At 68.7% G+C, this 24,424-nt stretch carries 23 protein-coding genes and 2 pseudogenes; 14 read left to right on the top strand and 11 right to left on the bottom strand.

The features are described from left to right. Nucleotides 1-58: 58 nt before the first annotated feature. The 3 genes from ACT6QK_RS00490 to ACT6QK_RS00480 are packed head-to-tail and all read right to left on the bottom strand — an operon-like array spanning nucleotide 59 to nucleotide 4,817. On the bottom strand, nucleotides 59-1,747 hold the full coding sequence (locus ACT6QK_RS00490) for a DNA primase family protein (protein WP_444595858.1): 1,689 nt from the start codon (nucleotides 1,745-1,747) through the stop codon (nucleotides 59-61). Beyond that, nucleotides 1,744-3,597, bottom strand: a complete 1,854-nt coding sequence (locus tag ACT6QK_RS00485; RefSeq protein ID WP_444595857.1) for a bifunctional DNA primase/polymerase — start codon at nucleotides 3,595-3,597, stop codon at nucleotides 1,744-1,746. Before ACT6QK_RS00485 ends, ACT6QK_RS00490 begins: the two co-directional genes overlap by 4 nt. Continuing rightward, nucleotides 3,594-4,817, bottom strand: coding sequence for a DNA-methyltransferase (locus ACT6QK_RS00480; protein ID WP_444595856.1), 1,224 nt, complete (start codon nucleotides 4,815-4,817; stop codon nucleotides 3,594-3,596). Before ACT6QK_RS00480 ends, ACT6QK_RS00485 begins: the two co-directional genes overlap by 4 nt. A 48-nt stretch (nucleotides 4,818-4,865) precedes the next feature. Between ACT6QK_RS00480 and ACT6QK_RS00475 the strand changes: the two genes are divergently transcribed. Beyond that, nucleotides 4,866-5,294: a hypothetical protein gene (locus ACT6QK_RS00475; protein ID WP_444595855.1), complete on the top strand. Its 429-nt coding sequence runs from the start codon at nucleotides 4,866-4,868 to the stop codon at nucleotides 5,292-5,294. A 16-nt stretch (nucleotides 5,295-5,310) separates the two neighbouring features. Here ACT6QK_RS00475 and ACT6QK_RS00470 read toward each other — a convergent pair whose 3' ends face one another. The 5 genes from ACT6QK_RS00470 to ACT6QK_RS00450 all read right to left on the bottom strand — a co-directional run bounded on the left by ACT6QK_RS00470 (nucleotide 5,311) and on the right by ACT6QK_RS00450 (nucleotide 6,660). Beyond that, complete coding sequence (locus ACT6QK_RS00470) at nucleotides 5,311-5,502, bottom strand: hypothetical protein (protein WP_444595854.1); 192 nt, start codon at nucleotides 5,500-5,502, stop codon at nucleotides 5,311-5,313. Beyond that, nucleotides 5,489-5,611, bottom strand: a complete 123-nt coding sequence (locus tag ACT6QK_RS00465; protein WP_444595853.1) for a hypothetical protein — start codon at nucleotides 5,609-5,611, stop codon at nucleotides 5,489-5,491. The genes ACT6QK_RS00470 and ACT6QK_RS00465 overlap by 14 nt, the downstream gene beginning before the upstream one ends. An 84-nt stretch (nucleotides 5,612-5,695) precedes the next feature. Beyond that, nucleotides 5,696-5,995: a hypothetical protein gene (locus tag ACT6QK_RS00460; RefSeq protein WP_444595852.1), complete on the bottom strand. Its 300-nt coding sequence runs from the start codon at nucleotides 5,993-5,995 to the stop codon at nucleotides 5,696-5,698. Nucleotides 5,996-5,998: 3 nt separating this feature from the next. Continuing rightward, nucleotides 5,999-6,379 (bottom strand): hypothetical protein, encoded by a 381-nt coding sequence (locus ACT6QK_RS00455; protein ID WP_444595851.1) that lies wholly within the window; start codon nucleotides 6,377-6,379, stop codon nucleotides 5,999-6,001. Beyond that, the gene (locus ACT6QK_RS00450; protein WP_444595850.1) at nucleotides 6,376-6,660 is read right to left on the bottom strand and encodes a hypothetical protein; all 285 of its coding nucleotides are present in this window, start codon (nucleotides 6,658-6,660) and stop codon (nucleotides 6,376-6,378) included. Before ACT6QK_RS00450 ends, ACT6QK_RS00455 begins: the two co-directional genes overlap by 4 nt. A gap of 48 nt (nucleotides 6,661-6,708) precedes the next feature. Between ACT6QK_RS00450 and ACT6QK_RS00445 the strand changes: the two genes are divergently transcribed. The 12 genes and pseudogenes from ACT6QK_RS00445 (at nucleotide 6,709) to ACT6QK_RS00390 (ending at nucleotide 14,577) form a co-directional block, all read left to right on the top strand. After that, nucleotides 6,709-7,566, top strand: a complete 858-nt coding sequence (locus tag ACT6QK_RS00445; protein WP_444595849.1) for a helix-turn-helix domain-containing protein — start codon at nucleotides 6,709-6,711, stop codon at nucleotides 7,564-7,566. Between the two features lie 179 nt (nucleotides 7,567-7,745). Further along, entirely contained in the window at nucleotides 7,746-8,165 is a 420-nt protein-coding gene (locus ACT6QK_RS00440; protein WP_444595848.1) for a hypothetical protein, read from the top strand. Beyond that, nucleotides 8,165-8,674 (top strand): hypothetical protein, encoded by a 510-nt coding sequence (locus ACT6QK_RS00435; RefSeq protein ID WP_444595847.1) that lies wholly within the window; start codon nucleotides 8,165-8,167, stop codon nucleotides 8,672-8,674. Before ACT6QK_RS00440 ends, ACT6QK_RS00435 begins: the two co-directional genes overlap by 1 nt. Next, entirely contained in the window at nucleotides 8,674-8,883 is a 210-nt protein-coding gene (locus ACT6QK_RS00430) for a hypothetical protein (protein WP_444595846.1), read from the top strand. The genes ACT6QK_RS00435 and ACT6QK_RS00430 overlap by 1 nt, the downstream gene beginning before the upstream one ends. Continuing rightward, nucleotides 8,838-9,599: pseudogene (locus ACT6QK_RS00425) on the top strand (ParB/RepB/Spo0J family partition protein); the annotation flags it as partial. The gene ACT6QK_RS00430 and the pseudogene ACT6QK_RS00425, both read left to right, overlap by 46 nt. A gap of 1,191 nt (nucleotides 9,600-10,790) precedes the next feature. Further along, nucleotides 10,791-11,033: pseudogene (locus ACT6QK_RS00420) on the top strand (MucR family transcriptional regulator); the annotation flags it as partial. Then, entirely contained in the window at nucleotides 11,033-11,458 is a 426-nt protein-coding gene (locus ACT6QK_RS00415) for a hypothetical protein (protein ID WP_444595845.1), read from the top strand. The pseudogene ACT6QK_RS00420 and the gene ACT6QK_RS00415, both read left to right, overlap by 1 nt. Continuing rightward, a complete protein-coding gene (locus ACT6QK_RS00410) occupies nucleotides 11,455-11,646 on the top strand; it encodes a hypothetical protein (protein WP_444595844.1) in 192 nt (63 codons plus the stop codon). The genes ACT6QK_RS00415 and ACT6QK_RS00410 overlap by 4 nt, the downstream gene beginning before the upstream one ends. Continuing rightward, the gene (locus ACT6QK_RS00405) at nucleotides 11,643-12,482 is read left to right on the top strand and encodes a DUF3850 domain-containing protein (protein ID WP_444595843.1); all 840 of its coding nucleotides are present in this window, start codon (nucleotides 11,643-11,645) and stop codon (nucleotides 12,480-12,482) included. Before ACT6QK_RS00410 ends, ACT6QK_RS00405 begins: the two co-directional genes overlap by 4 nt. Before the next feature lie 124 nt (nucleotides 12,483-12,606). Continuing rightward, entirely contained in the window at nucleotides 12,607-12,873 is a 267-nt protein-coding gene (locus ACT6QK_RS00400; protein WP_444595842.1) for a hypothetical protein, read from the top strand. A gap of 346 nt (nucleotides 12,874-13,219) precedes the next feature. Continuing rightward, complete coding sequence (locus ACT6QK_RS00395) at nucleotides 13,220-13,516, top strand: helix-turn-helix domain-containing protein (RefSeq protein ID WP_444595896.1); 297 nt, start codon at nucleotides 13,220-13,222, stop codon at nucleotides 13,514-13,516. Beyond that, nucleotides 13,402-14,577: a tyrosine-type recombinase/integrase gene (locus ACT6QK_RS00390; RefSeq protein ID WP_444595841.1), complete on the top strand. Its 1,176-nt coding sequence runs from the start codon at nucleotides 13,402-13,404 to the stop codon at nucleotides 14,575-14,577. Before ACT6QK_RS00395 ends, ACT6QK_RS00390 begins: the two co-directional genes overlap by 115 nt. Nucleotides 14,578-14,634: 57 nt before the next feature. Here ACT6QK_RS00390 and ACT6QK_RS00385 read toward each other — a convergent pair whose 3' ends face one another. From ACT6QK_RS00385 to ACT6QK_RS00375, 3 genes are all read right to left on the bottom strand, one after another. After that, nucleotides 14,635-15,183 carry a hypothetical protein gene (locus tag ACT6QK_RS00385; protein WP_444595840.1) on the bottom strand — a complete coding sequence of 183 codons (549 nt, stop codon included), beginning with the start codon at nucleotides 15,181-15,183 and terminating at the stop codon, nucleotides 14,635-14,637. A 108-nt stretch (nucleotides 15,184-15,291) separates the two neighbouring features. Then, nucleotides 15,292-19,815 carry a glutamate synthase large subunit gene (gene gltB / locus ACT6QK_RS00380; RefSeq protein WP_444595839.1) on the bottom strand — a complete coding sequence of 1,508 codons (4,524 nt, stop codon included), beginning with the start codon at nucleotides 19,813-19,815 and terminating at the stop codon, nucleotides 15,292-15,294. After that, the gene (locus ACT6QK_RS00375; protein ID WP_444595895.1) at nucleotides 19,812-21,251 is read right to left on the bottom strand and encodes an NAD(P)-dependent oxidoreductase; all 1,440 of its coding nucleotides are present in this window, start codon (nucleotides 21,249-21,251) and stop codon (nucleotides 19,812-19,814) included. The genes gltB and ACT6QK_RS00375 overlap by 4 nt, the downstream gene beginning before the upstream one ends. Before the next feature lie 262 nt (nucleotides 21,252-21,513). Here ACT6QK_RS00375 and ACT6QK_RS00370 point away from each other — a divergent pair, with 262 nt between their 5' ends. Further along, the gene (locus ACT6QK_RS00370) at nucleotides 21,514-24,351 is read left to right on the top strand and encodes a M16 family metallopeptidase (RefSeq protein WP_444595838.1); all 2,838 of its coding nucleotides are present in this window, start codon (nucleotides 21,514-21,516) and stop codon (nucleotides 24,349-24,351) included. Nucleotides 24,352-24,424: the final 73 nt, after the last annotated feature.

Here is a 24,424-nt window from a genome sequence, read left to right as displayed (position 1 = left end):
GAGGTCAGGCGATTGTCCGTCTGTCCGTTAATGTCCGTTCGCCCGGCGGCAGGCGCGGTCATCCGAACGGGCTCTCTTCGTCGTCCATGCCCGCGCGCCACAGGGCGTCCGGGTCCATGGGCGGGCTGTCGTCCGCATCCGCCGACGAATGGCCCGCCGGGGCGCGCGCCGCGTCCGTCACGCCCTCTTCGGCAAGCTCGGCCACGGTCTTCAGCCGGATCGGCCCTCGGAACTTCAGTCCGGCGGTGTTCTTCCCGGCCACGCCGATCTGACGGTCCCGCAAGGCGTCACCGAACGACCGCACCGACATCGGCTTCTCAAAGCCCTGGTCCTCGAACCACTTCTTGAAATCGGCATAGAGGACGCCCGACAGTTCCTTGTGGCCTATGGCGTCGTTGCCCGACACGCATCGCTCCCTCAGCCAGTCGCCGAACGGGGACGACGACCGCCTGAACTCTTCGACCACGGCCTTGAGGGTCTCGGGCATGTTCAGCCCGCCTTTCTCCAACCAGTCGCCGACGCCCTCGACCAGCCAGTTCAGCACCCCCGGCAGTTCGCCGTCCCTGATCTTGTCGGGCAACAGCCGGTCCACCTGATCCAGCGGCACCTGATGCCGGAACTGGGGCGTCAGGACGCGTCGCCAGATCCCGTCGTCGTCGCCGCGCGCCACAGGGAACGAGTTGCACTCGAACGTCATGTGGCCGCGCGGTCGGAAGTTGAACGGCTTCCCATGCAGGTCGCGCGCGACGATGGGCGCGCCGCCCGTCCAGGCTTTCAGCAGGCCTTCGTTCAGCTTCGCGCCGCGCGGCGGTTCCGACAGCACCACGAACCGGGTGTCTCCGGACAAGGCGACCAGGTCGGGGCTGGCGTCCGATCCCGACCGCATGCCGCCCTCCAGGAAGGTCGCGGGCGCACAGGCCCAGCCGTAGGAGCCCAGGGCCTCGCGACAGGCGTCCAGCAACGTCGATTTGCCGTCCCGGCCCCTCCCCTGCGTCAGGGTGAAGGCCTGTTCCTCCGTCCGGCCCGTCGATGAATACCCGCACCAGCGATGGAAGAACTCGCGCTCCAGCTGGCCCGAATCCTCCCCCGCCCCCGGCTTCACCTCCCCGTCCGGCAGACTGTCCATCAGCACCCCCTTGAACAGGGGCGCCGTCGCCGCCGGGTCGAAATCCACGGCCGCCATCCGCGTGATCCGGTCGGCTGGATCGTGGGGCCACAACCGGGTCGTGAACCGCCGCCCCGGCTCACCGCGCGGGTCGAACCGCATTTTCAGCGTCCCGTTGCGACAGTTGATGGCCAGCAGGTCGCGGTCGAACACTTCGATCCGCACCGTCAGATACGATTGGGCCTGTTTCAGCATGGCCGAGGTCTTGCCGGCCGAGCCGCAGTCGTCCGCGAACTTGTAGAAATCCTTCGACGTCACGCCCCGCGCCGTGAACGCGCTCGCCGCCGCCTTGATCTCGCGCGCCGTGCGGTGGGCCAGCTTCCGCGCTTCGTCCTCCCCGCACTCGCGGTCCCAGAACTTGCCGTTGAAACCGATCCAGCCGAGGCCCAGCAACCACAACAGGCGGCAATGGGTGGTGTCCACGTCGCCGTCGTCATCGATCGATCCTCCGCCCAGCAGGATCAGCCGCATGGCGTTGCCGAAATCGTTCATGTCAAACGACGCCAGCCGGTCGGCCGACGGCGCGGTGGGCTTTTCCCGCGTCCGCGCAGCAAAGGGATTGTCCGTCTGTCCGTCGCTCACCCTGAAATCCTCTTGCTGTGGAAACCGGCCCCGGCGTGGGGCCTCAAAATGCGAATCCGGTTCGCGCCGCCGCCCCGGTTCTCGACCGGTCGCCGCCACGCCTGTTCGGCCAGCGCGCCACAGAAATCGGCCGCCGCCTCCCCGGTCAGTTCGACCCGCTGCGTCCCGCCCGCGAACTTCCGCGCCCGCACCTCCGGCGGCGTCAGGTCGCCGCGCACGGCCAGGAAGACCGAGGCCATGCCCGTCATCATCCAGGGCGGGCGTTCCGGATCGGCGGCGGGCGTCGTCGGATTGATCCGGCCATAGGCGTCGCCCATCGCCCCGCCGCAGAAGGCGGACAAGGTCGGCGTCACCGCCACCGTCATCATGTCGTCCGTCTCGGCCAGGTCGGCGGCCAGCGCCCACGCGTCCTGCATGTCGATGGCGACCAGCACCGACGATCCGTCACCACCCGGCACCACCCACGCCCGTCCGGCCGGATCGCCGACGAAGTGGGTGAACCGCTCCGCCCCCAGGTTCTTAGGCCCTCCGGCCAGCGGGATGACGCCCAGCGCCGAGGGCGGGCCCTCGACCTCGCCCGGCAGGTCCAGCCGCACCAGCAGGCCCGGCCCGCGATGACCGTGATCGCTCAACGGCGCATCGGCGTGGGCGCGACATCGCGCCAGGGCGAACGTCGCCCACGGGCCCTGGTGCGCCAGCTGACGCAGCTTCAACCATGCCCGCACCATGCCGACATCGGCCGACTGCCCCTCGGCCCAAAGCCCAGCCGCATCCGTCGCCGTTCCGGTCACAGGTCTGGCTACCACCCGAACGGGCTCGCGAAGGCGATTGTCGTCACTGACCCGCCGGGGCGAACCCCCATCCCGCCCGGCGGGCGATCGGGGCCGCGTCGCGCCCCAATCCATCGCCCGTTCGACCTGACGCGCCACTTGGGCGGACGTCCCCATCGACGGCACATGCACCTCGCCCGCCGCCTTCAGCGCCGAAACCGCATAGGCCTCGTCAATCTCGCCGCCGGCCACCAGCTGGCCGATGGAACAGGCTTCGGCATAAAGGGTCGTGTCCCGGCTCCCGACCCGCGCCGAGATGATCGTGGCGCAGGCCCGATCCAGCGCCGCCTCGCCATAGGCCGAGGCCCGGCCCTGGACCCGGACGCGCGGCTCCGCCCGCTTCGGCGTGACGTCGGCTTCCTTCGGCTCCCTCGGCTTGACCAGGTCGATCAACCACGCGGGCGCGGGCGCGAAATCCATCTCCCACGGCGCATGGCCGGGCAACCAGCGATAGACCCAGCCGGGCGCGATCCCCTTTTTGGCGTCGCCCGGATGGATGCTCGGCGCGACGACGATGTAGCCGCCCTCCCCGCGCACATCGACCGGGGCCTTGCTCAGGCCCGACCGGTTGCCCAGACCCGCTGCCTGCGCCGCCTCGCACCAGGCGAAGCACCGGTGACGGCCCCGCGCCGTCTGCTGCTCCACGGTCTCCGGCAGGGGGCTGTTCTCGGCTTCCCGCGCGGCGACCCACGCCGCCGCATCCGGCCCGTCTTCGTCCAGCACCCAAAACCCCGCCGGGGCTCCAGTCGCAATCGCCACGTTCGCCGACGGCCCGGCCGCCACCGGCCGCAGCAGCCATTCATCCGACTTACCGGGGTTCTTTTCCCGCAGTTCCTCAATCGGCTTTAGCGGCAGATAGGCCCGCCCCGACCAGCGCTCCTGCGCCAGGTCCGGATCGCGGGACGCCGTCACCTTCCAGGACGTCCGGCCATAGGGCGTCTTCATCCGGGGCCTCAGAGGAAACACCGCGATCCCCAGACCCGCCAGCCGCACGGCGGCCTCCATCATGGGCGTCGTCATTCGTCACCCATGATGATGTCGGTTCCCGGCGCGCCCTCGGCGATCCGGTTCATGGCCATGACCGCATATTCCGGGTTCAGTTCGATCAGGACCGCGTCCAGCCCACGCCGCGCGGCGACCAGCGCCGTCGTCCCCGACCCGCCGAAGGGGTCCAGCACCACCCCCCCTTCCGGACAGCTGGCCGCGATCAGGGGCTCGATCAGCGCCTCGGGGAAGGTCGCGAAATGCGCCCCCTTGAACCCCTTCGGCGCAACCTCGATCGCTACGGGCGTATCGTCCGCGCTGGCGATCAGCCCGCGCAGGTTTTCCACGCTGCTGTAGAAAGGATCGGTGTTGCGATAGCCCCGGTGCGGCAGCACCGCGCCCGCGATCACACCCTCATAGGACGCGTTCGACCGAATGCCGCCGCTGCGGTCTGGAGCCATTTTCGGGGTCGAGAAAACGGCCTTCATCGGCCGATCCGACCGCGACCCTCCGTTGGCCCTCAAGCTCCCGATCTGGGCGGCCAAGTCCTGACTGACCCGCGCGTTCGTCCGTTCGCTGGCGGGCTGCAACACCGCGTCCCGGTCATAGTGATAGCGCCGCGCCTTGGTGAACATGCCGACCCATTCCAGGGCGTTGCCTGGGCGGTCCCGGATCGACTCGGGCAGAGGGTTTGGCTTGATCCACGGTAGGATGGACCGGACCCACCATCCGTCTTCCTGCAGCGCGATGAACAGCCGCTGCGGAACCATGCACAGATCCTTCGCCTTGAGCGTTCCGCCAGCCACGACCTTGCCAGTCTGCGGCACACCGCGCTCTGACGCCTGACCCTCACCGTTCGACTTCCGCCCGGCGCGCTTGGCCATTGTGTCGGCCGAGCGCCACGCAGGGTCATAGATCGGCCCGACCGTGCTGAAAGGCTTGTCGCGGAACGTCCGGTCGTCGCCGCCCGCCGCCTTCGTATCGGCCGCGCTGCGCCCGTTCGGCGTGGTGGCGTAGCAATCCCCATAGTTGAGCCAAAGCGTCCCGCTCGGCTTCAGCACCCGCCGCACCAGCCGGAACACCTCGACCATGGCGTCCAGATGTGCGCCGAGCGTCGGCTCCAGCCCGATCTGGCCGTCCACTCCATAGTCGCGCAGCCCCCAGTAGGGCGGCGAGGTCACCACCACATCGACCGAGTCCGGCTCCATGGCCGCCAGCCGCTCGCACACGTCGCCGATCAGGATGCGGACGGTCATGGGCGCACCGTGATATGCGTCGCGCCTATGAACCCGGCCAACACAACCATGCAGACGCCCACCGCTTCAACCGAACCCCCCGAATGGTTTCCAGTGCTGGAGGCCAACCAAGGCGCGATCAGCCTCGCAGCCCTCGTCATCGCCCTGGTCTTCGCCATAATCGAACATCGGCGTGCCAACCGCGCGGCCGAGGACCGGCGGGACGAGTTTCGCAAAGCGGCGATGGCCGTCTGCGACGACATGCTTCCGATTGTGGCGGGCGACCTGTCGAACAAGTCCCGGCTTAACGGCCAGGTGCTGGACGATCTGATGCGCGCGCCGCCGCCCGCCCCCGCGCTGATCCGCGCGGTCCGCGAACTCCGGACGCAGCTAACCGGGTGGGAGATTTCCGGCGCCCTGCAAATGATCGCGCCCGGCGCAGCTGAAGCACGGACAGCCGACATCGGTCGCCTTAAGAAGGCGATAAAGGACGCGTGAATGACGGGGCTCCCACTCATCGGATCACCCGCGCCAGGGTGATCGGATCGACCACCCCGTCATCGCTGCTGACGATCTCGCGTTCGTCGTCTTCACGCTCGGCCGCACATGCGTCGCCGTCGTCCAGCCAGTCGACACCGGCCGCCACAAGGCGCTCGACCAGCCGTCGCATCCCGGCGCAATGCGGACAGGGTTCAGCGACGGACATAGGCCACCCGCATCGCCACTTCCCGCTCGAGCCGTTCGGGCGACGGACGCCCCAGGCACAGCAGGTCGAACTCTTCCAGCACGGCTTCCACCGCCTCGGCCCGCGTCATGGCGCGACCCGCGCTTGACAGCCCGCCAGGGCTGCATGGCCCTCGGCTCGGCTCGGCTCGGGAGGGACTGGCGAACCGGATTCGTCACTGGACGGCCTCCGCGCCCGTGCGCTCACGCCGATGGCGAGCCCTCGCCGCTATGAGGTTGCTCCGCCCGGCGGCCGTCGCCTCTTCGCTTGACGCGACGATCCAGGGCGCGCCGAAGCGCTGTTCCATGGCCGTCAGGCCCATCGCCATCGCGGGCGGCAGAACCGTCACCCGGCCGGCCTCGACAGCCTCCCGAATGATCCGCTCTTCGTGCGCCGTCAGCGCCGCGCGTTCATAGATCCGGAGCGACCGGGACCGGGGCGCGAAGGTCTCAATCCGATAGAGGGGCGTCTTCACCCGTCAGCCCTCCGCATAGGGATGGCGGTAACCGCCCGCCGGACTCTCGACCGGCGCACTGGGCGCGGGTGACGACGCGGCGGTCATCAGCCCGTCCACGAACCCGGCAAGGCCAAGCAGCGACGCTGTCAGCTGGTCCCGCTGCGCATCGTCCGGCGTCCGCGCCCACGACAGGGCGACCGTCGCCAGGGCGTGACAGACCAGCCCGCCCGGATAGGCCGCCGCCGGGGTCCAGGTGTTGCGCGCGCCCGACGCCAGATTGGCCAGAGCATGGCGGCGCGGCGCGGCAGGATCGGCGACGGCGGCATGGATGTCCTGAATGAGGGCGACCCAGCGCCAGCGGTCCTGGGCGTAGTTCGGCGCGGGGGTGACGGCGCGCTTCATTGGACTGCGCCTACAAGGTCGGCGGCAGATTGGCTCAGGCGCGACGGATACCAGTCAGCGGGCCCTATCTCTCCGTTCGTGTAGGCATGGACGCTTTCGATGACGCCGCGCGGCGGCGTGACGTGCATCGGATCGCCGAACGGTAGGCAGTAGCGGCGGATTTGCTCCCGCCCGACACCGCAAATGCTGGTGATGTCGCCATACACAAGGCCGCGTTCATGCAGCCAGACGGCGAGGCGCGGGCGCTCAACGGGGGGCGGGGCTTTGGCTTTCGGGTCCATGGGGCTTTCCCAGAATCAACGACCCGACCCGAAACATACTGATTTGGAGTGGTATGCAATCCTAAAAAGTGCTTTTTACAACATTCCATGTTGGCGCTCGCATCATACCGGCCCGGCGTGGCTTCTCAGGGCATGCCCCAGAAGACCACTCCGCCCGCCAAGCTCACAGAGCAACAGGCGTTGGGCCAAGCCCTTCGCCGCTTGCGGAAACGCGCCGACCTGACGCAGGAACAGGCCGCCGACGCCTACGGTGTGGTCGTCCAGTCGTGGCGTCGATACGAATGGGGGCAACGCGATCTGTCGTTCGACCAGCTGGGCAAGCTGGCCGAGGCTGTAGGCAGCGACCGCGACGAACTCATCCGGATGCGCACTGAGATACTGGGCGGCGTTTCGCCGAGAGAACCCGCGTCGGCGCCGAGCGCCACCGTCCTGCCATTCCCTGGCCGCGCCGCCAATGACGAAGGCCTGCCTATCCGAGACAAGGTCAGGGCGGGCCAGTGGCGCGAAGCTGACGACACCGACCAGAGCGAGCCCCGCTACTTCCCCGCGATCCGAGATCCCCGCTTCCCCGGCGCAGATCAGTGGATGTCCGAGGTCGAGGGCGACAGCGTCAATATGCTCGGCATCCACTCTGGAGACCTGGTCCATTGCGTTGACTGCATCGCCATCAACTACAGCCCCGAAACCGGCGACCTGGTCGAGGTCGAACGCCTTCGCTTCGGTGGCTCCGAACGCGAACTGACCATCAAGCAGATCGAGGTCACAGCCGACGGCATTTTGCTTTGGCCGCGATCCACGAATCCCAAGTGGCAGGAACCGCTTGTCCTGACAGACGGAGCCCGTGACGGGGAAGAAATCGAGGTCCGTATCCGGGCCAAGGTCTTGTCAGCCACTCGCCGGTTCTAAAAACACTCCGTTGCGGAGTGTTTTATTTGTTGACAATCGCTCCAAATAGGTGCGCTTTGCATCCCGTCGCCCGCGTCGGGTGATCGCGCCGACCCGCACGGCGCGCGGATGCCGTGAGCGTATCAGTCTGATCGGCACTCCAGCCCGGCGCGGGCGCACCCTTTCAACGGGAGCGCCCCATGTCCGCGTCGGCTTCGAACGTCATTCCCTTTCCGTCCTCCGACGACAACGTCGTCGCCGACCTGCTGCTGCAGTTGGAACAGGCCCCGCCCTGCGCCCGCATCGATGTGGCGGTCGTGTCCGGCCGCTGGCCCGTCCATCTCTGCCTGGACGAACGGGTCGTGATGCTGACCCTCGCCCAGGCCCGCACCGCGGCCGACTGTCTCTGGCATGAAAACGCCTTACCCGGCTGTCTCGGCCTCTCCGCCGCCCTTCACGACGCCGCCCTTCGCGCCCAGATCGGCGCGCCTCCCGAGCCGGTCCCCGCGACGGTCGTCCTGCCGACCCCCGGCCGCACCGCCTCCCGGACCATGGCCGTCTTCGCCGTTGGTCTGGCCTTCGGACTGATCCTCCCGGCCTTCCTCTGGGTGGTCGGCTGATGGCCGCCCGCCGCAAGTCCGGAGCCGACACGGCCGACGAGCGCGCCTATGTCACCCGCGCCGAGGCCGAGGCGGCGACCGCCGCCGCCGAATGGTCGCCGCCGCCCGGCGCGATCCGATCTGTCTGCGTCCACCTGACGCCTTTCGTCTGGGGCTGCGAAGACCTGCCGAGCGACGCCCACGGCCGCTGGCGTTATCTAACCTGGCGCAATCCGCGTCAGGTCATGATCGCCGTCCTGCGCCGCATCCAGCGCACCCCGACACAGGTCGCCCTGCGCTGGTCCGACGGTCTGGCCGGCGTCGAAGTTCACGACGGCGCCCACGCCCCCGCGCCCGGCTGCGAAACCTTGCTGGCCATCGTCTTCGACGTCCCGCCCGCTGATCTGGCCGAGGCCCTCGACAGCCTGCGCCCGGCGTCGAACGTGGTCCATCTGGCGGACCGTCGCGGCGTCGGGTCGGGAGGTCCAGATCGGCCGACGACCGCCGCGCAGCAAGAAGGCGCGGCCTAGTGGTCTCGAAGCCGCCGTCCGACACCGTGGCCAACTGGCGCACATGGGTCGCCCGCGCCATCGCGCGCGGCCCCGCCGAGGCCGCCCGCTGCGCCCGCTTTCTGGACGCCCTGCCGTCCACCCACCCCGGTCTCAAGGGCGTTCCGCCCGACCTTCGCGCCGAATGGTCCGACGACCTCTGGCGCGCCTCTCGCGCCACAGGAGCCTGACCATGGCCTTCGAACTCAACCCCGTGGCGGTCACCGCCGCGCCCCTCCTGCGCGCCATCCAGTCCGGCGGCTGGACCACCATGGCCGACCTGGCCAATCTCGCGGGTCGTCACCCCAACCACATGTCGCGAGACCTCGGCGCGCTGGAGCGCGCGGGACTTGTGACCCGCGATCCCCTGGCGCTGACGCCCGACGCCATCGACCAGCTGGCCGCCCTCGATCGCGCCGCCGACGCCTCGGCCGGCGGCGAACTTCTCCCCGGTGAAATGCTCCTGACCCACGGTCAGATGAAGCCCAACCCCGACAACCCCCGCTCTGATTTCGAGAGCGACGAAGCGGTCGAAAAGATCAACGAACTGCGCGCCTCCATCGTGGCGCGTGGCCTCAAGCAAAACTTGATCGTCAAGCCGGAACCCGACCACGACGGCCTCTGGATCGTCACCGACGGCAATCGCCGCTGGCATGGCGTCCAGCAGGCCATCTGGGATGGCGACTGGCCCGAGGATCGACCCATCCGCGTCGTCCGCGACGCGCCGGGCGAGATGGAGGCCCTGCTCACCGCCGTCGTCGCCAACATGCAGCGCGAGCCCATGCACCCCTTGGACGAAGCTCGGGCCTTCGCCACCCTTCGCGACCAGTTCATGATGTCCACGGCCGACATCTCTCGCGAGACCGGCAAACAGCCTCGCGTGATCCAGCTGCGCCTGAAGCTGCTGTCCCTGTCCGATGACGACATGGACCGCATGCGGCTGCCGTCGGACCACCCTGACCACCTGACCTACAAGGCCGCGACCCTACAGCTGGCCACGCCCCGCGACCCGCCCATGGGCGGCGGCCATCCGACGCTGTCGCAAGCCCTTCAGGAGTTCGGCACGGCCACCCTGACGCACCGCGAACCGGATTCGCCGCACGGCGGCGTCGGGTCGGCCGATCTCGCAGGGTCGGCGAGCGCCGCCCTGCAACCGGCTGCGCCTGAGAAATCCTTTGGCGAACGCCTGACCGACCGCGAAGCCCTGATGCTGGTCGAGATAGCCGACAAGATCGCCCGCGACCCCGCCACGGCCGAGGGCCTGGACGACTACACCCGCGTCCAGAACGCCCCGCCTGACGCCACGTCCAACGCCCTGCTGGCCCGGTCCATCATCGGCTATCGCAAACTGGGCGCCGCCGCCTACGTCCGCATTCTCAAAGCCTCATCCGGGGCGGGCGCATGGTTGACGGAAATCGGCTTCGACGCCCATCCGTCCGACGTCCTGTTTGAGATGCGCGCCCGCGTCCTTGGCCACGACCGCGCCACGGCGATGGCGCCCCTGATCGACTACGCCACGCCTTGGCTCAACCCCGAGAGCGAACAAGCGACGGCCGCCGCACAGCCTGCCCCCGCCGCCCCGCTCGCGCCTGAACCCGAACAGCCAGAGCTGATCGAAACGACGGACGAAGAACGCGCTCAGCGCGCCGCCATCGAACGCGAACGCGCCGCCGTCGCCCGCGACCAGGTCGTGGTGGATCGCTTGGCCGAAGACGCGATGGAGGCCCTGGCCAAGGCGCGGCGCGACGGCCGGACGGACTGGACCAACGTGCAGTTCCCATCGCCGAACTATGGCCTGTCGGATGTCGCCGACGCCATCTTTGCAGCCCTCTCCGTGGGCGATGCGCCAGGCGCTGCCGCCTGCCTCGCCGTCCTGATCCATCGGGGCGGCGCGATGGGCGCGGCCAGCGTTCTGGCCACCCAGACCGTGCCCCGCACGGAAAACGTCATGACACGCGCCCGCACCGATAAGCGCGCCCAGGCCTTCCAACCCGATCCGGAGTGCGACCGTCAACCCGATCCCGTTGAAGCCTTTGTCGAGGCCGAACCCGAGGACGGCGACGACACCGCCTACGATGACAAGGAGGTCGTCCGTAAGCCCGGCGAACCGGCCGTGCCGATCCGCAAATCCATCACGTCCGACCACATCGTCTGCCTGGAGGACGGCCGGAAGTTCAAGAGCCTCAAGCGCCACCTGCGGACGAAATACAACCTCTCGCCCGAAGAGTATCGCGCGCGCTGGGCGCTGCCCGCCGACTATCCGATGGTCGCCCCCAACTACGCCAAGGCCCGCGCCGAACTGGCGATGCGCATGGGCCTCGGATCGACGGAGGCCGGGTGATGCGCCCGCCCTGGTCGGAGGCGGCCGTCCTGCTGTCCGCTCACAACTTCACCCCACCCCCGCCGGACGGCTCGCGCCGCCGCAACTTCTGGGGCCTCAAGCCCATGCCTCGCCAACCCTTCGCCCTGTTCAAGAAGGCTGACGCCTCGGATGCCAACCCGAGCGAGTTCGCCACCCTCGCCCAGCTGGCCGCGCGCATCGAACGCAAGCGCGCCGACCGCGCGATCCAACTGGAGGAAGTCGAGAACTTGGAATTTCAGGGCGACAGACGCCTGCATGTCGGCGTCCAGGTCTGGGCCCTCGACATGGCCAATGAGAAGGACGAACTGATCGGCCTCGCATGGCTCGACGGCAAGGGCCGCTCTCCCCTGGACGCCGCCCTGCGACGCGTCCGCGCCCACCACGACCGGAGGGCTGCGGCATGACGAACGCCACCCTCGCCGAGGTCCAGGCGCTCACCCCCAAGACCCTCGGGGGGATCAAGAGCGTTGCCAAGAGCCTTAAGCGCCTCACCGCGCAGAAGCACACCGCATGCCTGGACATCGCCGCGCGGCAAGGCGGGTTCGCCAACTGGGGCGACGCCCTTAACCGAATGTCGAAAGAACGGCCATGAACGACCCAGCCGCCCGCGCGCCCATCGTCCACGAACTGCGCACATGGATCGAGCCTTACGATGCCATCGCGGCTGGCCTGAAGCCGTGGGAACTGCGCTTTGACGACCGGGACTTTCAGGTTGGCGACACTCTACGCCTTCGCCGTTTCGACCATGTCGCGGAGACCTACACCGGCGAACAGATGGAACGCCGTGTCGTCTGGATCATGCGCAACCCGGCCTTCGGAACGCAGCGCGGCTTCGTCATCATGACACTGGCGGTCACTGAACCGCCAGCGTGGCGATGCTTCCACTGCAACGAGACGTTCACGTCGGAATGGCGCGCCCGTCAGCATTTCGGCGCTAACGAGGACGCGGAACCCGCCTGCATTATCGCTGGTGCGGACGGCGGCTTGTTGGAGGCCATGCGTCGGGCTGAAGCCAGCGCCGCCGAGGCTTGGGGCCTGATCCTCTCGGAAAGCACCGAGGCCGCCAAGGCTTACATGTCGCTAGTCGGGCGCCACGCCGAACAGAACCGCGCCGCCGAACAGGCCGGGTATGATCGGGGCATCGCCGATGCCAAAGCCCACCCCGAAACAATCGGCCTGAGGCCCGCCGCCTCACCTGCCCAGCCCGATCTGGCGCGCGACGCCATCCGCAGCGTGGTTCACGAGGCTTGGCAACTTCTTGACGACACCGAGACCGGAGCCGATGGCGCGGTGACCGTCGATCAGGAGCGCTTTGCCGCCTTGGGTGAGGCAATGGCCGCGCTGGAGGCCATGACCCCCGACAGCGAAGGCCCGTTCTGGGGCGGGTTTCCGGTCACCTATTTCTGGCCCTCCGGGAGCGCCGCCTGATGCCGGATGCTCGGTTCTATTGCGCCTACTGCGACGACGTCGCCGATGCCGCGACCTGCCCGAAGTGTGGACACCAAACCCGCTCCATGACCCCCGATAACTTGCCGAAGGAGTGGCTGGCCCAATGACCACCACCCTCAACCCCACCGGCCGCCGCGCCCGCGTCCTGCGCGCGACGCAGGGCGGCGCAACGCTTAGCGACATCGTCCGCCGCACGGCGGACGCGTCCATGATGTCGGCCGACCGCCGCAAGTCGTCGGCTTTCCGGCTGAAGACCACCAGCGCCCTGCGCCGGTTGAAGGCTGACGGCCTGGTCGGACGCGCGCCGTTCGGCTGGATTCCGACCGCCGCCGGCATGGTCGAAATCGACCGGATGGAAGGCCGAGGATGACCTTCGACAAAGACCGATATTTGGAGAGCAGAGGATACCTCCGCTGTTCCTTCGACTTCAGCGACGGCGAGGAATGCCTCGGGTGTGACCGGACGCCACCTGACGGGTCGCCTCAATACTGGGTCAGCACAAGCTATGAGGTCGTCGAAGGCGACTACTATTGCCGCCGCTGCGCGTATGATCGAGCCACAGGACGTTACTGGCTCAGGGCCGGGCCGTGCTTTCGCCGAAATCGCCCGATGCACGGTGCTGGCTGGGCATACCTTCATGGCATGAAGGACTGGGAACAACGCCTCTGGGGAGGCTGTCATTGACCCCCCTCGGCCCCGCCACCGAAGCCCGCATCATGGCCGCGTTCGCCAACGCCTGCGTCCTGACGGCCGAGGCGACGGCGGCCCTTTTGGGGCTTAGCCCCAAGACCCTGACCGCCCTGACGAACGACGGGGCCATCCGCGCCGTCCCGCGCGGGAAGACGCGCGGCTATATCGAAGTCGACATCCGCGCCTATCTGACGGAGAGTGCGGCCCCATGTCGATCTACAAGCCGAAAAAGAGCCCCTACTGGGCCTACGACTTCCAGATCCGTGGTCGTCGGTTTCATGGATCGACGGGCGTTGAAACGAAAAGAGCGGCCGAGCGCATAGAGCGCGACCTGCGGGTCAAGGCGGCCGAAGGGACGCTGGACGACGCCTCCCGCATCACCCTGGACGACGCCGCCGCGCGGTGGATGGATGAAGTCGGCCGCGATCTGAAAGACATCGATCGGCTGGAGGCGCGGATAGAGCGCGCCCTGATCTGCATTGGCCCCCACACCCCAATCTGCGACATCACCGCCGACATCATGGCCAAGGCCATGACCAAGCGCCGCAAGCAGGGCTACACCAAGTCGCCGAAAAAGGGCGCAACGGTCTATTACCCCTCGGCCTCGACCGTGAACCGAGACCTGATCGACGCCGTCCGGCCGATCCTGAACCGCGCCGTCAAGACGTGGGGCGCACGCCTCCCGGCCATCGACTGGGACGACCTTCGCCTTGCAGAGCCCAAGCCCAAGCCGCGCGAGTTCGCAGGCGACCAGTTCGACCTGGTCCTGAACGAGGTGCGCCCCCACTGGCATGACCTGATCCGGTTCGCCCGCCGCTACGGCTGTCGCCTCTCGGAACTGTTCTTCGGCCTGGACGACATCGACGTGGCCGACGTCAACGCCGCCCGCGTCAATCTCCGCGAACGCAAGGGGGACGATGACCACATCATCCCCATCCTGCCCGAGGACGCGGCCATGCTCGCCGCCCGCATGGGGCGCGCCCGCGCCGCCAGGATCGACACCGTCTGGTTCCGCGAACTCAAGCCGCTGAAGTTCGGACAGCCCCGCGTCCGCGCCCTCACCTACAACGGCGCGGCCATCGCCCTCCGGCGGGCCATGACCCGGTCGGGCCTGCGCCAGAGCCGGGGCATGAAGGGCGCTCACGCCCTGCGCCACGACGCGGCGATGAAGACCCTGCGCCACTCGAAAAACCTGCGCATCGCGCAAAAGCTGCTGGGCCACGCGGACCTCAAGTCCACCCTCGTCTATGCCCACGCCATGGAAGACGACGTCCGGGACGCCCTGCTCGCCATGCACCGGAATAGTCCCGGACTATCGGAACCGGCATCCGAGATTGCGGAGGCAGATCAGCCGCTTAAAGGGACCGGCACGGAGGGTTCATAACCCACAGGTCGGCGGTTCGATCCCGCCTCCAACCACCACGCGGGGGCTTCACGAACGTCAGGACGCCGTTCTTCGGCAGGCTCGCTGCCGGGCGATTCCCTTCAGGAAACCGCGCCGCACCAGTCCGGCGCGGATCGCAGCCTGGACCTCGCGGTCATGGGCCGCCGCGCCCGACAGACGCCGCACCCAGGATCGCAGGGGGATGAAGTCCGTGGCCGTATCCCGCACCACGTCCAGAGCCAGATTCCCGGCCTGCTCTCCGGTTCCGGCCGCGGGCTGGGCCTGATCGACGTCCGGTCCCAGGGCCTCGTCCAGGTCGTCGATCTGGGCGATCACGGCCGCGCATCGGCGCAGGCCGTCAACGGCATAGGGCGCCCGGCGGGCCGAGATCAGCACCTCAGGCACCTCCTGACGACGCAGGTTCAGATCATCCAGGGGCGCCGTCGCCGCCTGACCCACCCCCGCCGCGAAAGTCTGGCCGCCCTGGGCCGCCTGCTCACGATTGACCTGCACGCCTGACAGACCCGGAACGGAGGCGCAGGCGCCCAAACCGAGCAGCCCCACGGCCATGACGGACAGGACGGTGTGGAGGCGAGCGGTCTTCATGGCGCATTCCGGTAAGCGTGACTGTAACCGCACATCAGCGCACGGAGCGCCGTCCGGTTCCCGTCCTGCCCTCGACCGTGCAGAGACCTACGCGCTGCGACTTTCTCGTCAGGCCGGCTCGGCGAGCGCCAGGGCGCCCTCCCGTTCCGCCTCGGCCCGCGCCACGGTCGAGGGCGCGATGCGCACGAACCGCGTCAGGCTGTCGGCCCAGTTCGAGACCAAGCGCCGCGCCAGGGGTGAGCCGGTCGCCGCCGCATGGGCCTGGACCAGAGCCAGCAGCCGCTCCCCCGCCGCCTCGGTCAGGGGGACGATCTCGGCCATGTCGCCGTTCAGGGCCAGTTTCACCCGCGCCTCGTCGGCCAGGACGAACAGCTCTCCGCCCGACATGCCCGCCGCCAGATTCCAGCCCGTCGGACCCAGAACCACGACACGGCCGCCGGTCATGTATTCGCAGCCGTGGGCGCCCAGGCCCTCGACCACGGCCTCGGCGCCGGAGTTTCGCACGGCGAACCGCTCGCCGCCCGAGCCTGCCACGAACAGCCGGCCCGAGGTGGCGCCGTACAGGGTCGTATTGCCCACCATGGGCTGGTGTTCGCGCCAGTCGACCGGCTTGACCACGATCTCGGCGCCCGACAGCCCCTTGCCGACATAGTCGTTGGCCTCGCCGGTCAGCTCCAGCTTCAGCCCCTTGGCCGCGAAGGCCCCGAAGGACTGGCCCGCCGATCCGGTCAGCTTCAGCGTCAGCACCCCCGCCGGACCCGTGGGGCCCCAGCGCCGGACGATGGCCGAGGACACGCCCGCCCCGATGGTCCGCATCACGTTGGAGATCGGATAGCTGAGCTCCGAGGTCTGGCCCCGGTCGAGGAAGGCCCAGGCGTCGTTCAGAACCCGCGCGTCCAGGGTTTCGGGCACCTCCGCCCGGCCCTTCTCGGCCCAAAGCTTCTTCTCCGGCGCCTCGACGCGAACCAGCAGGGGGTTCAGGTCCAGATCGTCCAGATGCGCCCCGCCGCGCCGCACCTGGCGCAGAAGGTCCGTCCGGCCGACGATCTCGTCCAGGGTCCGCGCGCCCAGCATGGCCAGGTATTCGCGCACCTCCTCGGCGATGAAGCTGAACAGGTTGACCACCTTGTCGGCCGTGCCCGTGAACTTCTCGCGCAGGCGCGGATCCTGCGAACAGACCCCCACCGGACAGGTGTTGGAATGGCACTGACGCACCATCAGACAACCCATGGCGATCAGGCTGGCGGTGCCGATGTTGAACTCCTCGGCGCCCAGGATGGCGGCGATGATGATGTCCCGTCCCGTCCGCATGCCGCCGTCCGCGCGGACCACGACGTGGCTGCGCAGATTGTTCAGGCTGAGCACCTGATGGGTCTCGGCCAGGCCGATCTCCCAAGGCAGGCCCGCGTGCTTGATCGACGACTGCGGGCTGGCGCCCGTGCCGCCGTTGTGCCCGGCGATCAGGATGGCGTCGGCCTTGGCCTTGGCCACCCCGGACGCGATCGCTCCGATGCCCGACGCCGAGACCAGCTTCACCGTGACGCGGCAGTCGGGGTTGATCGACTTCAGGTCGTAGATGAGCTGGGCCAGGTCCTCGATGGAATAGATGTCGTGGTGGGGCGGCGGGCTGATCAGCGTCGTGCCCGGCACCGCGTGGCGCATCTTGCCGATGAATTCCGTGACCTTGAACCCGGGCAGTTGGCCGCCCTCGCCGGGCTTGGCGCCCTGGGCCACCTTGATCTCGATCTCGCGGCACTGGTTCAGATATTCGGCGGTGACGCCGAACCGGCCCGAGGCGATCTGCTTGACCGCCGAGTTCATGTTGTCGCCGTCCGGACGCGTGGCGTAACGCTCCGGATCCTCGCCGCCCTCGCCCGAGACGGATCGGGCGCCGATCCGGTTCATGGCGACGTTCAGAACCCCGTGCGCCTCAGGCGACAGCGCCCCCAGCGACATGCCGGGCGTCAGGAAGCGCTTGCGGATATCCGAGACGCTTTCGACCTCGTAGACGGGCACCGGCGTCAGCCCCTCGCGCCAGTCCAGCAGGTCGCGCGGCGCATTGTCCGGCTGAGCCGCGATCGCCGCCGAATACTGCTTGAAGCGCCTGTAGTCGCCGCGATTGCAGGCGTCCTGCAGCAGGTGGATGGTGCGCGCATCATGGGCGTGGCTTTCGCCGCCGGTCCGGATGCGGAAGAAGCCGCCGATCGAGGGCACGGGCGTCGCCTCGATCCAGGCCGCCTGATGCCGGCGCAGCGACGCCTGCTCCAGCCCGGCCATGCCGATGCCCGAAATCCGGCACGGCGCGCCGGGGAAGAACTCCGCCGACAGGGCCCGGCTCAGGCCCAGCACCTCGAACTCGCAGCCGCCACGATAGGCGGAGATGACACTGATCCCCTTTCTCGCCAGGGTCTTCAGCAGCCCGGCCTCGATCCCGGCCTTGTAGTTCAGACAGGCGTCGCGCAGCGACAGGCCCGGATAGGCGCCCCGGTCCATCCGCTCTTGGAACATCTCCTGGGCCAGCCAGGCGTTGACCGCCGTGGCGCCGACCCCGACCAGAACCGCGAACCCGTGCGGGTCCAGGGCCTCGGCCGAGCGCACAACGATGGAGACGAAGGACCGCAGCCCCTTGTCCGTCAGCCGTCCGTGCACCGCCGCCGTGGCCAGGATCATCGGGGTGGACAACCGCGTCTCGGACGCCCGCTCATCGGTCAGGACGATCAGGCTGGAGCCGCCGCGCGCCGCCGCCTCGGCCTCGTCGCGGATGCGGTCGATGGCGGCCCTCAGCGAGGCGCCCGACAGGGCGCCTTCCACGGGCAGGGCGTAGGAGCAGTCGATGGTCGCGGTGGACCCGGCGCCGACCACGTCCAGCATCCGCTCGTACATGCCGGTAGTCAGGACCGGGCTGTCCAGCACGAAAACATTGGTCTGGGCCTCTTCCTCGGCCAAGATGTTGCCGAGGTTCTTGAACCGGGTCTTCAGGCTCATCGCCCCGGCTTCCCGCAGGGGGTCGATGGGCGGGTTGGTCACCTGCGAGAAGTTCTGGCGGAAATAGTGGGCCAGCGGTCGCGGCAGGGCCGACAGCACCGCGGGCGGCGTGTCGTCCCCCATGGAGCCGACCGCCTCCTTGCCGTCGGTGACGAGCGGGTCCAGCAGCATCTCCAGGTCTTCGCGGCTGTAACCGGCGGCGATCTGGCGGCGCGTCAGGGCCTCGCCCGTCGCTGCGCGCGGCTCGGGTCCTGGGCCGATCACCGGCTCCAGATCGACCATATTGTCCAGCCAGTCGGCGTAGGGATGGGCGGCGGCCAGGGCGTCGATCGCCTCGGCCTCGTCTAGCAGGGTCCCGGTCTTCAGATCGGCGACGATCATCCGCCCCGGCCCGATCGGCAGCCGCCGGGCGATCCGCGCCTCCGGCACCCCGGCCAGACCGGCCTCCGACCCCGCCAGCAGCAGGCCGTCATGGGTGGTCATGGCGCGCAGGGGACGCAGGCCGTTCCGGTCCTTGCCGCAGACGATGTAGCGGCCGTCGGTGGCGCAGATCGCGGCCGGACCGTCCCACGGCTCCATCACCGCGTTGCAATAGGCATAGAGGGCCTGATGCTCCCGCTTCATCAGCCCGGCGTCCTTGGACCAGGCTTCGGGGATCAGCAGGGCCTTGGCCATCGGCGCGGGCCGACCGGCCCGAACCAGAACCTCGAACACATTGTCCAGGGCCGCAGAGTCCGAACCGCCCGGCTGGACCACCGGCTTGACCTCGCCGTCACGATCCCCGAACGCCTGGGCGGCCATGCGGATCTCATGGCTCTTCATCCAGTTCAGGTTGCCCTTCAGCGTGTTGATCTCGCCGTTGTGGGCCAGCATCCGGAACGGCTGGGCCAGCCGCCATTCGGGGAAGGTGTTGGTCGAATAGCGCTGGTGGAAGATGGCGTAGGCCGCCTCGAACGTCGGATCCAGCAGGTCGGGATAGAGCTGGTCCAGCAGTTCGGCCCGCACCATGCCCTTGTAGATCAGCGACCGGGCCGACAGCGAACAGATGTAGAAGCCCGGGATGGCCTCGGCCTGGACGGCGTTCTCTATGCGGCGACGGCACAGATAGAGTTCGCGCTCCAGCGCCTCGCCGTCCTCGTCCCCCGCCAAATGCGCGGGTGTCGCCAGCATGATCTGCTCGATCTCCGGCCGGGTCGCCCCGGCCTTGGTCCCGACCACCGACAGGTCGATCGGCGTCTGGCGCCAGCCATAGATATAGAATCCGGCGCGCAACACCTCGGTTTCGACGATGGCGCGAGCCCGGTCCTGGGCGCCCAGATCGGTGCGCGGCAGGAAGATCTGACCGATGGCGATGGGCCCGGCCCGCAGGGTCTGACCGATGACCCGCACCTGTTCGGCGAAGAAGCCCTGGGGCGCCTCGACCATCAGGCCGGCGCCGTCGCCCGACAGGCCGTCGGGATCGACCGCACCCCGGTGGGCGACGTTCTTCAGCGACTTGACCGCCAGTTCCACCACCTCGCGACGCGGCTTGCCGTCGATGGCGCAGACCATGCCCACGCCGCAGGCGTCTTTCTCCGACGAAGCCTCATAGGCGCCGGCCTCGATCAGCCTTTGCCGATCCGTCTGATATTGTTCCAGCCAGGTCATGCGGCCTGTTCCTCGGTACGCGTACGCAGATAGCGGTCAATCTCGGCGGCGGCGTCCTGGCCGTCGCGGACGGCCCAGACGACGAGGGAGGCGCCGCGCACGGCGTCCCCGGCGGCGAACACCCCGTCCAGACTGGTGGCGAAGCCGGACGCGGCGGTCTGGTTCGTGACGACCGTGCCCCATTCCGTCAGGGCCAGTTCGGGATGGTGTTCGGCGAAGGCTTCGGGCTCGAAGCCCAGCGCCTCGATCACCAGATCGGCCGACAGGTCGAAGTCGCCGCCCGGAACGGGAATGATCTCGCGCCGCTTGCCGAACTCGGGCTCCGACAGGGCCATGCGCGCGGCGCGGACCGAGCTGATCGATCCTTCGCGCGACATCAGGGCCTTGGGCGCGCCCAGCCATTCGAAGACCACGCCTTCTTCCTCGGCGTTCTGCACCTCGCGGGCCGAACCGGGCATGTTGGCCTTGTCGCGGCGATAGAGGCAGACGACCGATTCCGCGCCCTGACGGACGGCGGTGCGGACGCAGTCCATCGCCGTATCACCGCCACCGACGACCACGACGCGGCGACCCTTCGCGTGCGTCCAGTCCTGACCCTCGGCGTCGCCCAGATCGCGGCGGTTCTGCTGGATCAGATAGTCGAGCGCCGGCAGGGTGTCGCCCGGCCCCGCGCCCGGAACCGACAGGGCCCGCGCCCTGTAGACCCCCATGGCCAGCAGGACGGCGTCATGCCGTTCACGCAACTCCTCCACCGTCACATCCTTGCCGACCTCGCAGCCGGTCACGAACTCGACTCCGCCCTCGGCCAGACGGTCGAGGCGGCGCTGGACGATCCGCTTCTCCAGCTTGAAGCCGGGAATGCCATACATCAGCAGGCCGCCCGCACGGTCGTGCCGGTCGTAGACGGTGACCTGATAGCCGGCCGAGCGCAGCCGGTCCGCCGCCGCCATCCCGGCCGGACCGGCCCCGACGATCCCGACGGACTGGCCGCGCTCGTGCAGGGGCCGGATCGGCTCGACCCAGCCGTTGTCGAAGGCGGTGTCGGCGATGAAGGCCTCGACCGAACCGATGGTCACCGCTTCCCAGCCCGAGACGTTCAGGGTGCAGGCGCCCTCGCACAGCCGGTCCTGCGGGCAGATGCGGCCGCAAATTTCGGGCATGGTCGAGGTTTCCGACGACGCCTTCCAGGCCTCGCGCAGCTCGTCCTCGGCGGCCAGGTTCAGCCAGTCGGGGATATTGTTCTGCAGCGGACAGGCGTCCTGACAGAAGGGCACGCCGCAGGACGTGCAGCGCCCGGCTTGGACCTCCACATTGGCCGCCGTCGGCTTGACGATGATCTCGCCGAAATCCTGCACGCGTTTCTCCGCCGCCGCCTTGGGCAGGCGACGAGGTTGCACGACGAAGCCCTTCGCGGGCGTGGATCCGGTCTTTTGCATGTGCGGCATAAAGCCCAATCGGGGCTTTTCGGCAAATGGTTTCCGATAAAGGCGTGTTTCAGCTCGTCGTGCGCAATTAAAATCTCGCGTCGTGTGACATCGCGATCATTTCATCTCATCCCGCGAAGAACCGATCTGCGGGTCGTTCGCCGCCGCACCCCAAACATTGCCAAAAGTTAAGGCCGGACGCCTTTGCCCCACGTCGGCTTGTCGTTACGCAGGTCTCGCGGTCACAGGATCGCCATGTTCAATCGAGGTCTCCATGCGTTCGTCCGCCCGTCGACTGGCACTTCTGGGAGGCGTCGCCGCCTCCGTCCTGCTCGCCGCTCCCGCCTTTGCCCAGGACGCCGTCGTCGCGTCGGGCGTGGCCGCCGCCCCGGCCGCCATCGCCTCCGCCCCGGCCCAGGCGCGCGGCGAACGCCTCGCCCCCCTGCCCGACATCGACATTCCGTTCACGAAGTTCGTCCTGCCCAACGGCCTGACCCTGATCGTGCACGAGGACCACAAGACGCCCGTCGTCGCCGTCAACATCTGGTACCACGTCGGCTCCAAGAACGAGCCGACCGCCCGCTCCGGCTTCGCCCACCTGTTCGAACACCTGATGTTCAACGGGTCGGAGAACTATAACAACGACTTCTTCAAGGGCACCGAACTGCTGGGCGCCACCGACCAGAACGGCACCACCAACACCGACCGCACCAACTATTTCCAGAACGTCCCGACCTCGGCCCTGGATTCCATGCTCTGGCTGGAAAGCGACCGGATGGGCCACCTCGTCGGCGCCATCGACCAGGCCCGCCTCGATGAGCAGCGCGGCGTTGTTCAGAACGAGAAGCGCCAGGGCGAGAACCAGCCCTATGGCCGCGTCTGGGATGCGATCACCCACGCCACCTATCCCGCCGACCACCCCTATGGCCACACCGTCATTGGTTCGATGGACGACCTGAACGCGGCCGACCTCGACACCGTCAAGAACTTCTTCCGCGACTATTACGGCGCCGCCAACGCGACCATCGTCCTGGCCGGCGACATCACGCCCGAAGAGGCCCGGGCCAAGGTCGAGAAATACTTCGGCGACATTCCCTCGGGTCCGCCCGTGACCCACGCCGAATCCATGATCGCCAAGATGACCGGCGCCCAGACCGAGACCATGTACGACCGCGTCGGTCAGCCGCGCATGTACAAGGTCTGGAACACGCCCGAGGCCGGCGCCCCCGACAGCGACTACCTCGGCCTGCTGGCCCAGGCCCTGACCTCGGGTCGCAACTCGCGCCTCTACAAGCGCCTGGTCTTCGACGAGCAGATCGCCACCCAGGTCGCCGCCTTCCAGTCCGAGGGCGAGATCGGCAGCCAGTTCCTGGTCATGGTCACCGCCAAGCCCGGCCAGGACATGGCCCGCATCGAGGCCATCGTCGATGAGGAGATGGCCAAGCTGCTGAAGGACGGCCCGACGGCTGAGGAGCTGGAACGCGCCCGCACCAATGTCGGCGCCGGTCTGGTGCGCGGTCTGGAGCGGATCGGCGGCTTCGGCGGCAAGTCGGACCTGCTGGCCGAGAGCCAGGTCTTCCACGGCGATCCCGCCGCCTGGAAAACCAGCTACGAGCGCCTGTTGGCCGCCACTCCGGCCAATGTCACGGCCGCCGGCCGCGCCTGGTTGACGGACGGCTCCTACCGCCTGAACGTCCTGCCCTTCGGCGACTACACCACGGCCGCTTCCACCGTCGACCGCAAGGCCGGGGTGCCGACGCCAGGCGAGGTGCCCGCCGCCGTCTTCCCGCAGGTCCAGCACGCCACCCTATCCAACGGGCTGAAGGTCGTCCTGGCCTCCCGCTCGGGCGTCCCGACCGTCAACATGAACCTGATCGTCGGCGCGGGCTCGGCCACCGACGCCTCGGGCAAGCTGGGCCTGGCCCAACTGGCGCCCCAGGTCATGACCAACGGCACCGACGAGCTGGACGCTCTGGAAATCAGCGACCGTCTGCAACTGCTGGGCGCCACCCTCGGCGCCGGTTCGGCGGCCGACTACACCTCGGTCTCCATGTCGGCCCTGTCGTCGCGCCTCGCGCCGTCGCTGGCCCTCTATGCCGACGTCATCCAGAACCCGGCCTTCCGTCCCGAGGACTTCAACCGCGCCAAGGCCCTTCAGATCGCCGGCATCCAGCAGTCGAACCGCACCCCGGGCGCCGTGGCCAACCGCGTTCTGGCGTCGAGCGTCTTCGGCGCCGACAACCCCTACGGCCGCCCCACCTCGGGCACCGAGACGACCGTCGCGACCCTGACGCCCGCCGACGCCGAGGCCTTCCACGCGGCCTGGTTCCGCCCGGACAACGCCACCCTGGTGGTCGTCGGTGATGTCACCCTGGCCGATCTGACGGCCCAGCTGGAACGCGCCTTGGCGAACTGGAAGGCGCCGTCCTCGGCCCTGCCCGCCAAACCCGAGCGCCCGGTCCCGGCCGCCGACGCCGCCCCGCGCGTCCTCGTCGTCAACCGCCCGGGCCCGCAGGCCACCATCGTCGCCGGCCGCATCACCACACCGTTCGATGCCGCGACCGAGGCCGAACAGGACGTGTTCAACACGGCCCTGGGCGGCGCCTTCACCAGCCGCATCAACATGAACCTGCGCGAGGACAAGCACTGGTCCTACGGCGCCGGTTCGGGCGTGCGCACCGGCATCGGCCCGCGCATGTTCTCGGTCTCGGCCGGGGTCCAGTCGGACAAGACCGTCGAGAGCGTCGGCGAGCTGCGCAAGGAGCTGACCGAAGTCACCGGCCGTCGTCCGATGACCGAGGCCGAGCTCAACGCGGTCAAGGCCAACATCATCCAGGGCATGGCCGGCGGCTGGGAAACCAACGGCGCGGTCATGGGCGAACTGACCCGGATGGTCGTCTACGGCGTGCCGGAGAACTACTACGAGACCTATGCCGCCAACGTGCGCGCCACCACCACGGCCGACGCCGCCACGGCGGCCCGCACCGTGGTCGGCTCTGGCCCGACGACCTGGGTCGTGGTCGGCGACGCCGCCGCCATCACCGACAAGCTGAAGGGGCTGAACCTCGGCGAGGTCGTGGTCGTCGACAACTACGGCAACCCGGTCCAGTAGGACCGGCTTACCGCCGATATGACACAGGCCCGGGAGCGATCCCGGGCCTTTCTTGTTGTCTCCCTCCCCTTGA

Origin of the sequence: Brevundimonas sp. (genome assembly GCF_052436175.1) — a bacterium.
GTDB lineage: Bacteria > Pseudomonadota > Alphaproteobacteria > Caulobacterales > Caulobacteraceae > Brevundimonas.
This window is presented reverse-complemented; position numbering and strand designations above follow the sequence as displayed.

Bases quoted from the DNA above. Each gene is read 5' to 3' on its own strand.
- ACT6QK_RS00455 (WP_444595851.1), bottom strand. From the start codon at position 6,379: ATGAAGCGCGCCGTCACCCCCGCGCCGAACTACGCCCAGGACCGCTGG.
- ACT6QK_RS00435 (WP_444595847.1), top strand. From the start codon at position 8,165: ATGGCCGCCCGCCGCAAGTCCGGAGCCGACACGGCCGACGAGCGCGCC.
- ACT6QK_RS00450 (WP_444595850.1), bottom strand. From the start codon at position 6,660: ATGGACCCGAAAGCCAAAGCCCCGCCCCCCGTTGAGCGCCCGCGCCTC.
- ACT6QK_RS00390 (WP_444595841.1), top strand. From the start codon at position 13,402: ATGTCGATCTACAAGCCGAAAAAGAGCCCCTACTGGGCCTACGACTTC.
- gltB (WP_444595839.1), bottom strand. From the start codon at position 19,815: ATGACCTGGCTGGAACAATATCAGACGGATCGGCAAAGGCTGATCGAG.
- ACT6QK_RS00440 (WP_444595848.1), top strand. From the start codon at position 7,746: ATGTCCGCGTCGGCTTCGAACGTCATTCCCTTTCCGTCCTCCGACGAC.
- ACT6QK_RS00400 (WP_444595842.1), top strand. From the start codon at position 12,607: ATGACCACCACCCTCAACCCCACCGGCCGCCGCGCCCGCGTCCTGCGC.
- ACT6QK_RS00375 (WP_444595895.1), bottom strand. From the start codon at position 21,251: ATGCAAAAGACCGGATCCACGCCCGCGAAGGGCTTCGTCGTGCAACCT.
- ACT6QK_RS00385 (WP_444595840.1), bottom strand. From the start codon at position 15,183: ATGAAGACCGCTCGCCTCCACACCGTCCTGTCCGTCATGGCCGTGGGG.
- ACT6QK_RS00415 (WP_444595845.1), top strand. From the start codon at position 11,033: ATGCGCCCGCCCTGGTCGGAGGCGGCCGTCCTGCTGTCCGCTCACAAC.
- ACT6QK_RS00405 (WP_444595843.1), top strand. From the start codon at position 11,643: ATGAACGACCCAGCCGCCCGCGCGCCCATCGTCCACGAACTGCGCACA.
- ACT6QK_RS00485 (WP_444595857.1), bottom strand. From the start codon at position 3,597: ATGACGACGCCCATGATGGAGGCCGCCGTGCGGCTGGCGGGTCTGGGG.
- ACT6QK_RS00410 (WP_444595844.1), top strand. From the start codon at position 11,455: ATGACGAACGCCACCCTCGCCGAGGTCCAGGCGCTCACCCCCAAGACC.
- ACT6QK_RS00370 (WP_444595838.1), top strand. From the start codon at position 21,514: ATGCGTTCGTCCGCCCGTCGACTGGCACTTCTGGGAGGCGTCGCCGCC.
- ACT6QK_RS00395 (WP_444595896.1), top strand. From the start codon at position 13,220: ATGGCCGCGTTCGCCAACGCCTGCGTCCTGACGGCCGAGGCGACGGCG.
- ACT6QK_RS00465 (WP_444595853.1), bottom strand. From the start codon at position 5,611: ATGACGCGGGCCGAGGCGGTGGAAGCCGTGCTGGAAGAGTTCGACCTG.
- ACT6QK_RS00480 (WP_444595856.1), bottom strand. From the start codon at position 4,817: ATGACCGTCCGCATCCTGATCGGCGACGTGTGCGAGCGGCTGGCGGCC.
- ACT6QK_RS00475 (WP_444595855.1), top strand. From the start codon at position 4,866: ATGCAGACGCCCACCGCTTCAACCGAACCCCCCGAATGGTTTCCAGTG.
- ACT6QK_RS00470 (WP_444595854.1), bottom strand. From the start codon at position 5,502: ATGTCCGTCGCTGAACCCTGTCCGCATTGCGCCGGGATGCGACGGCTG.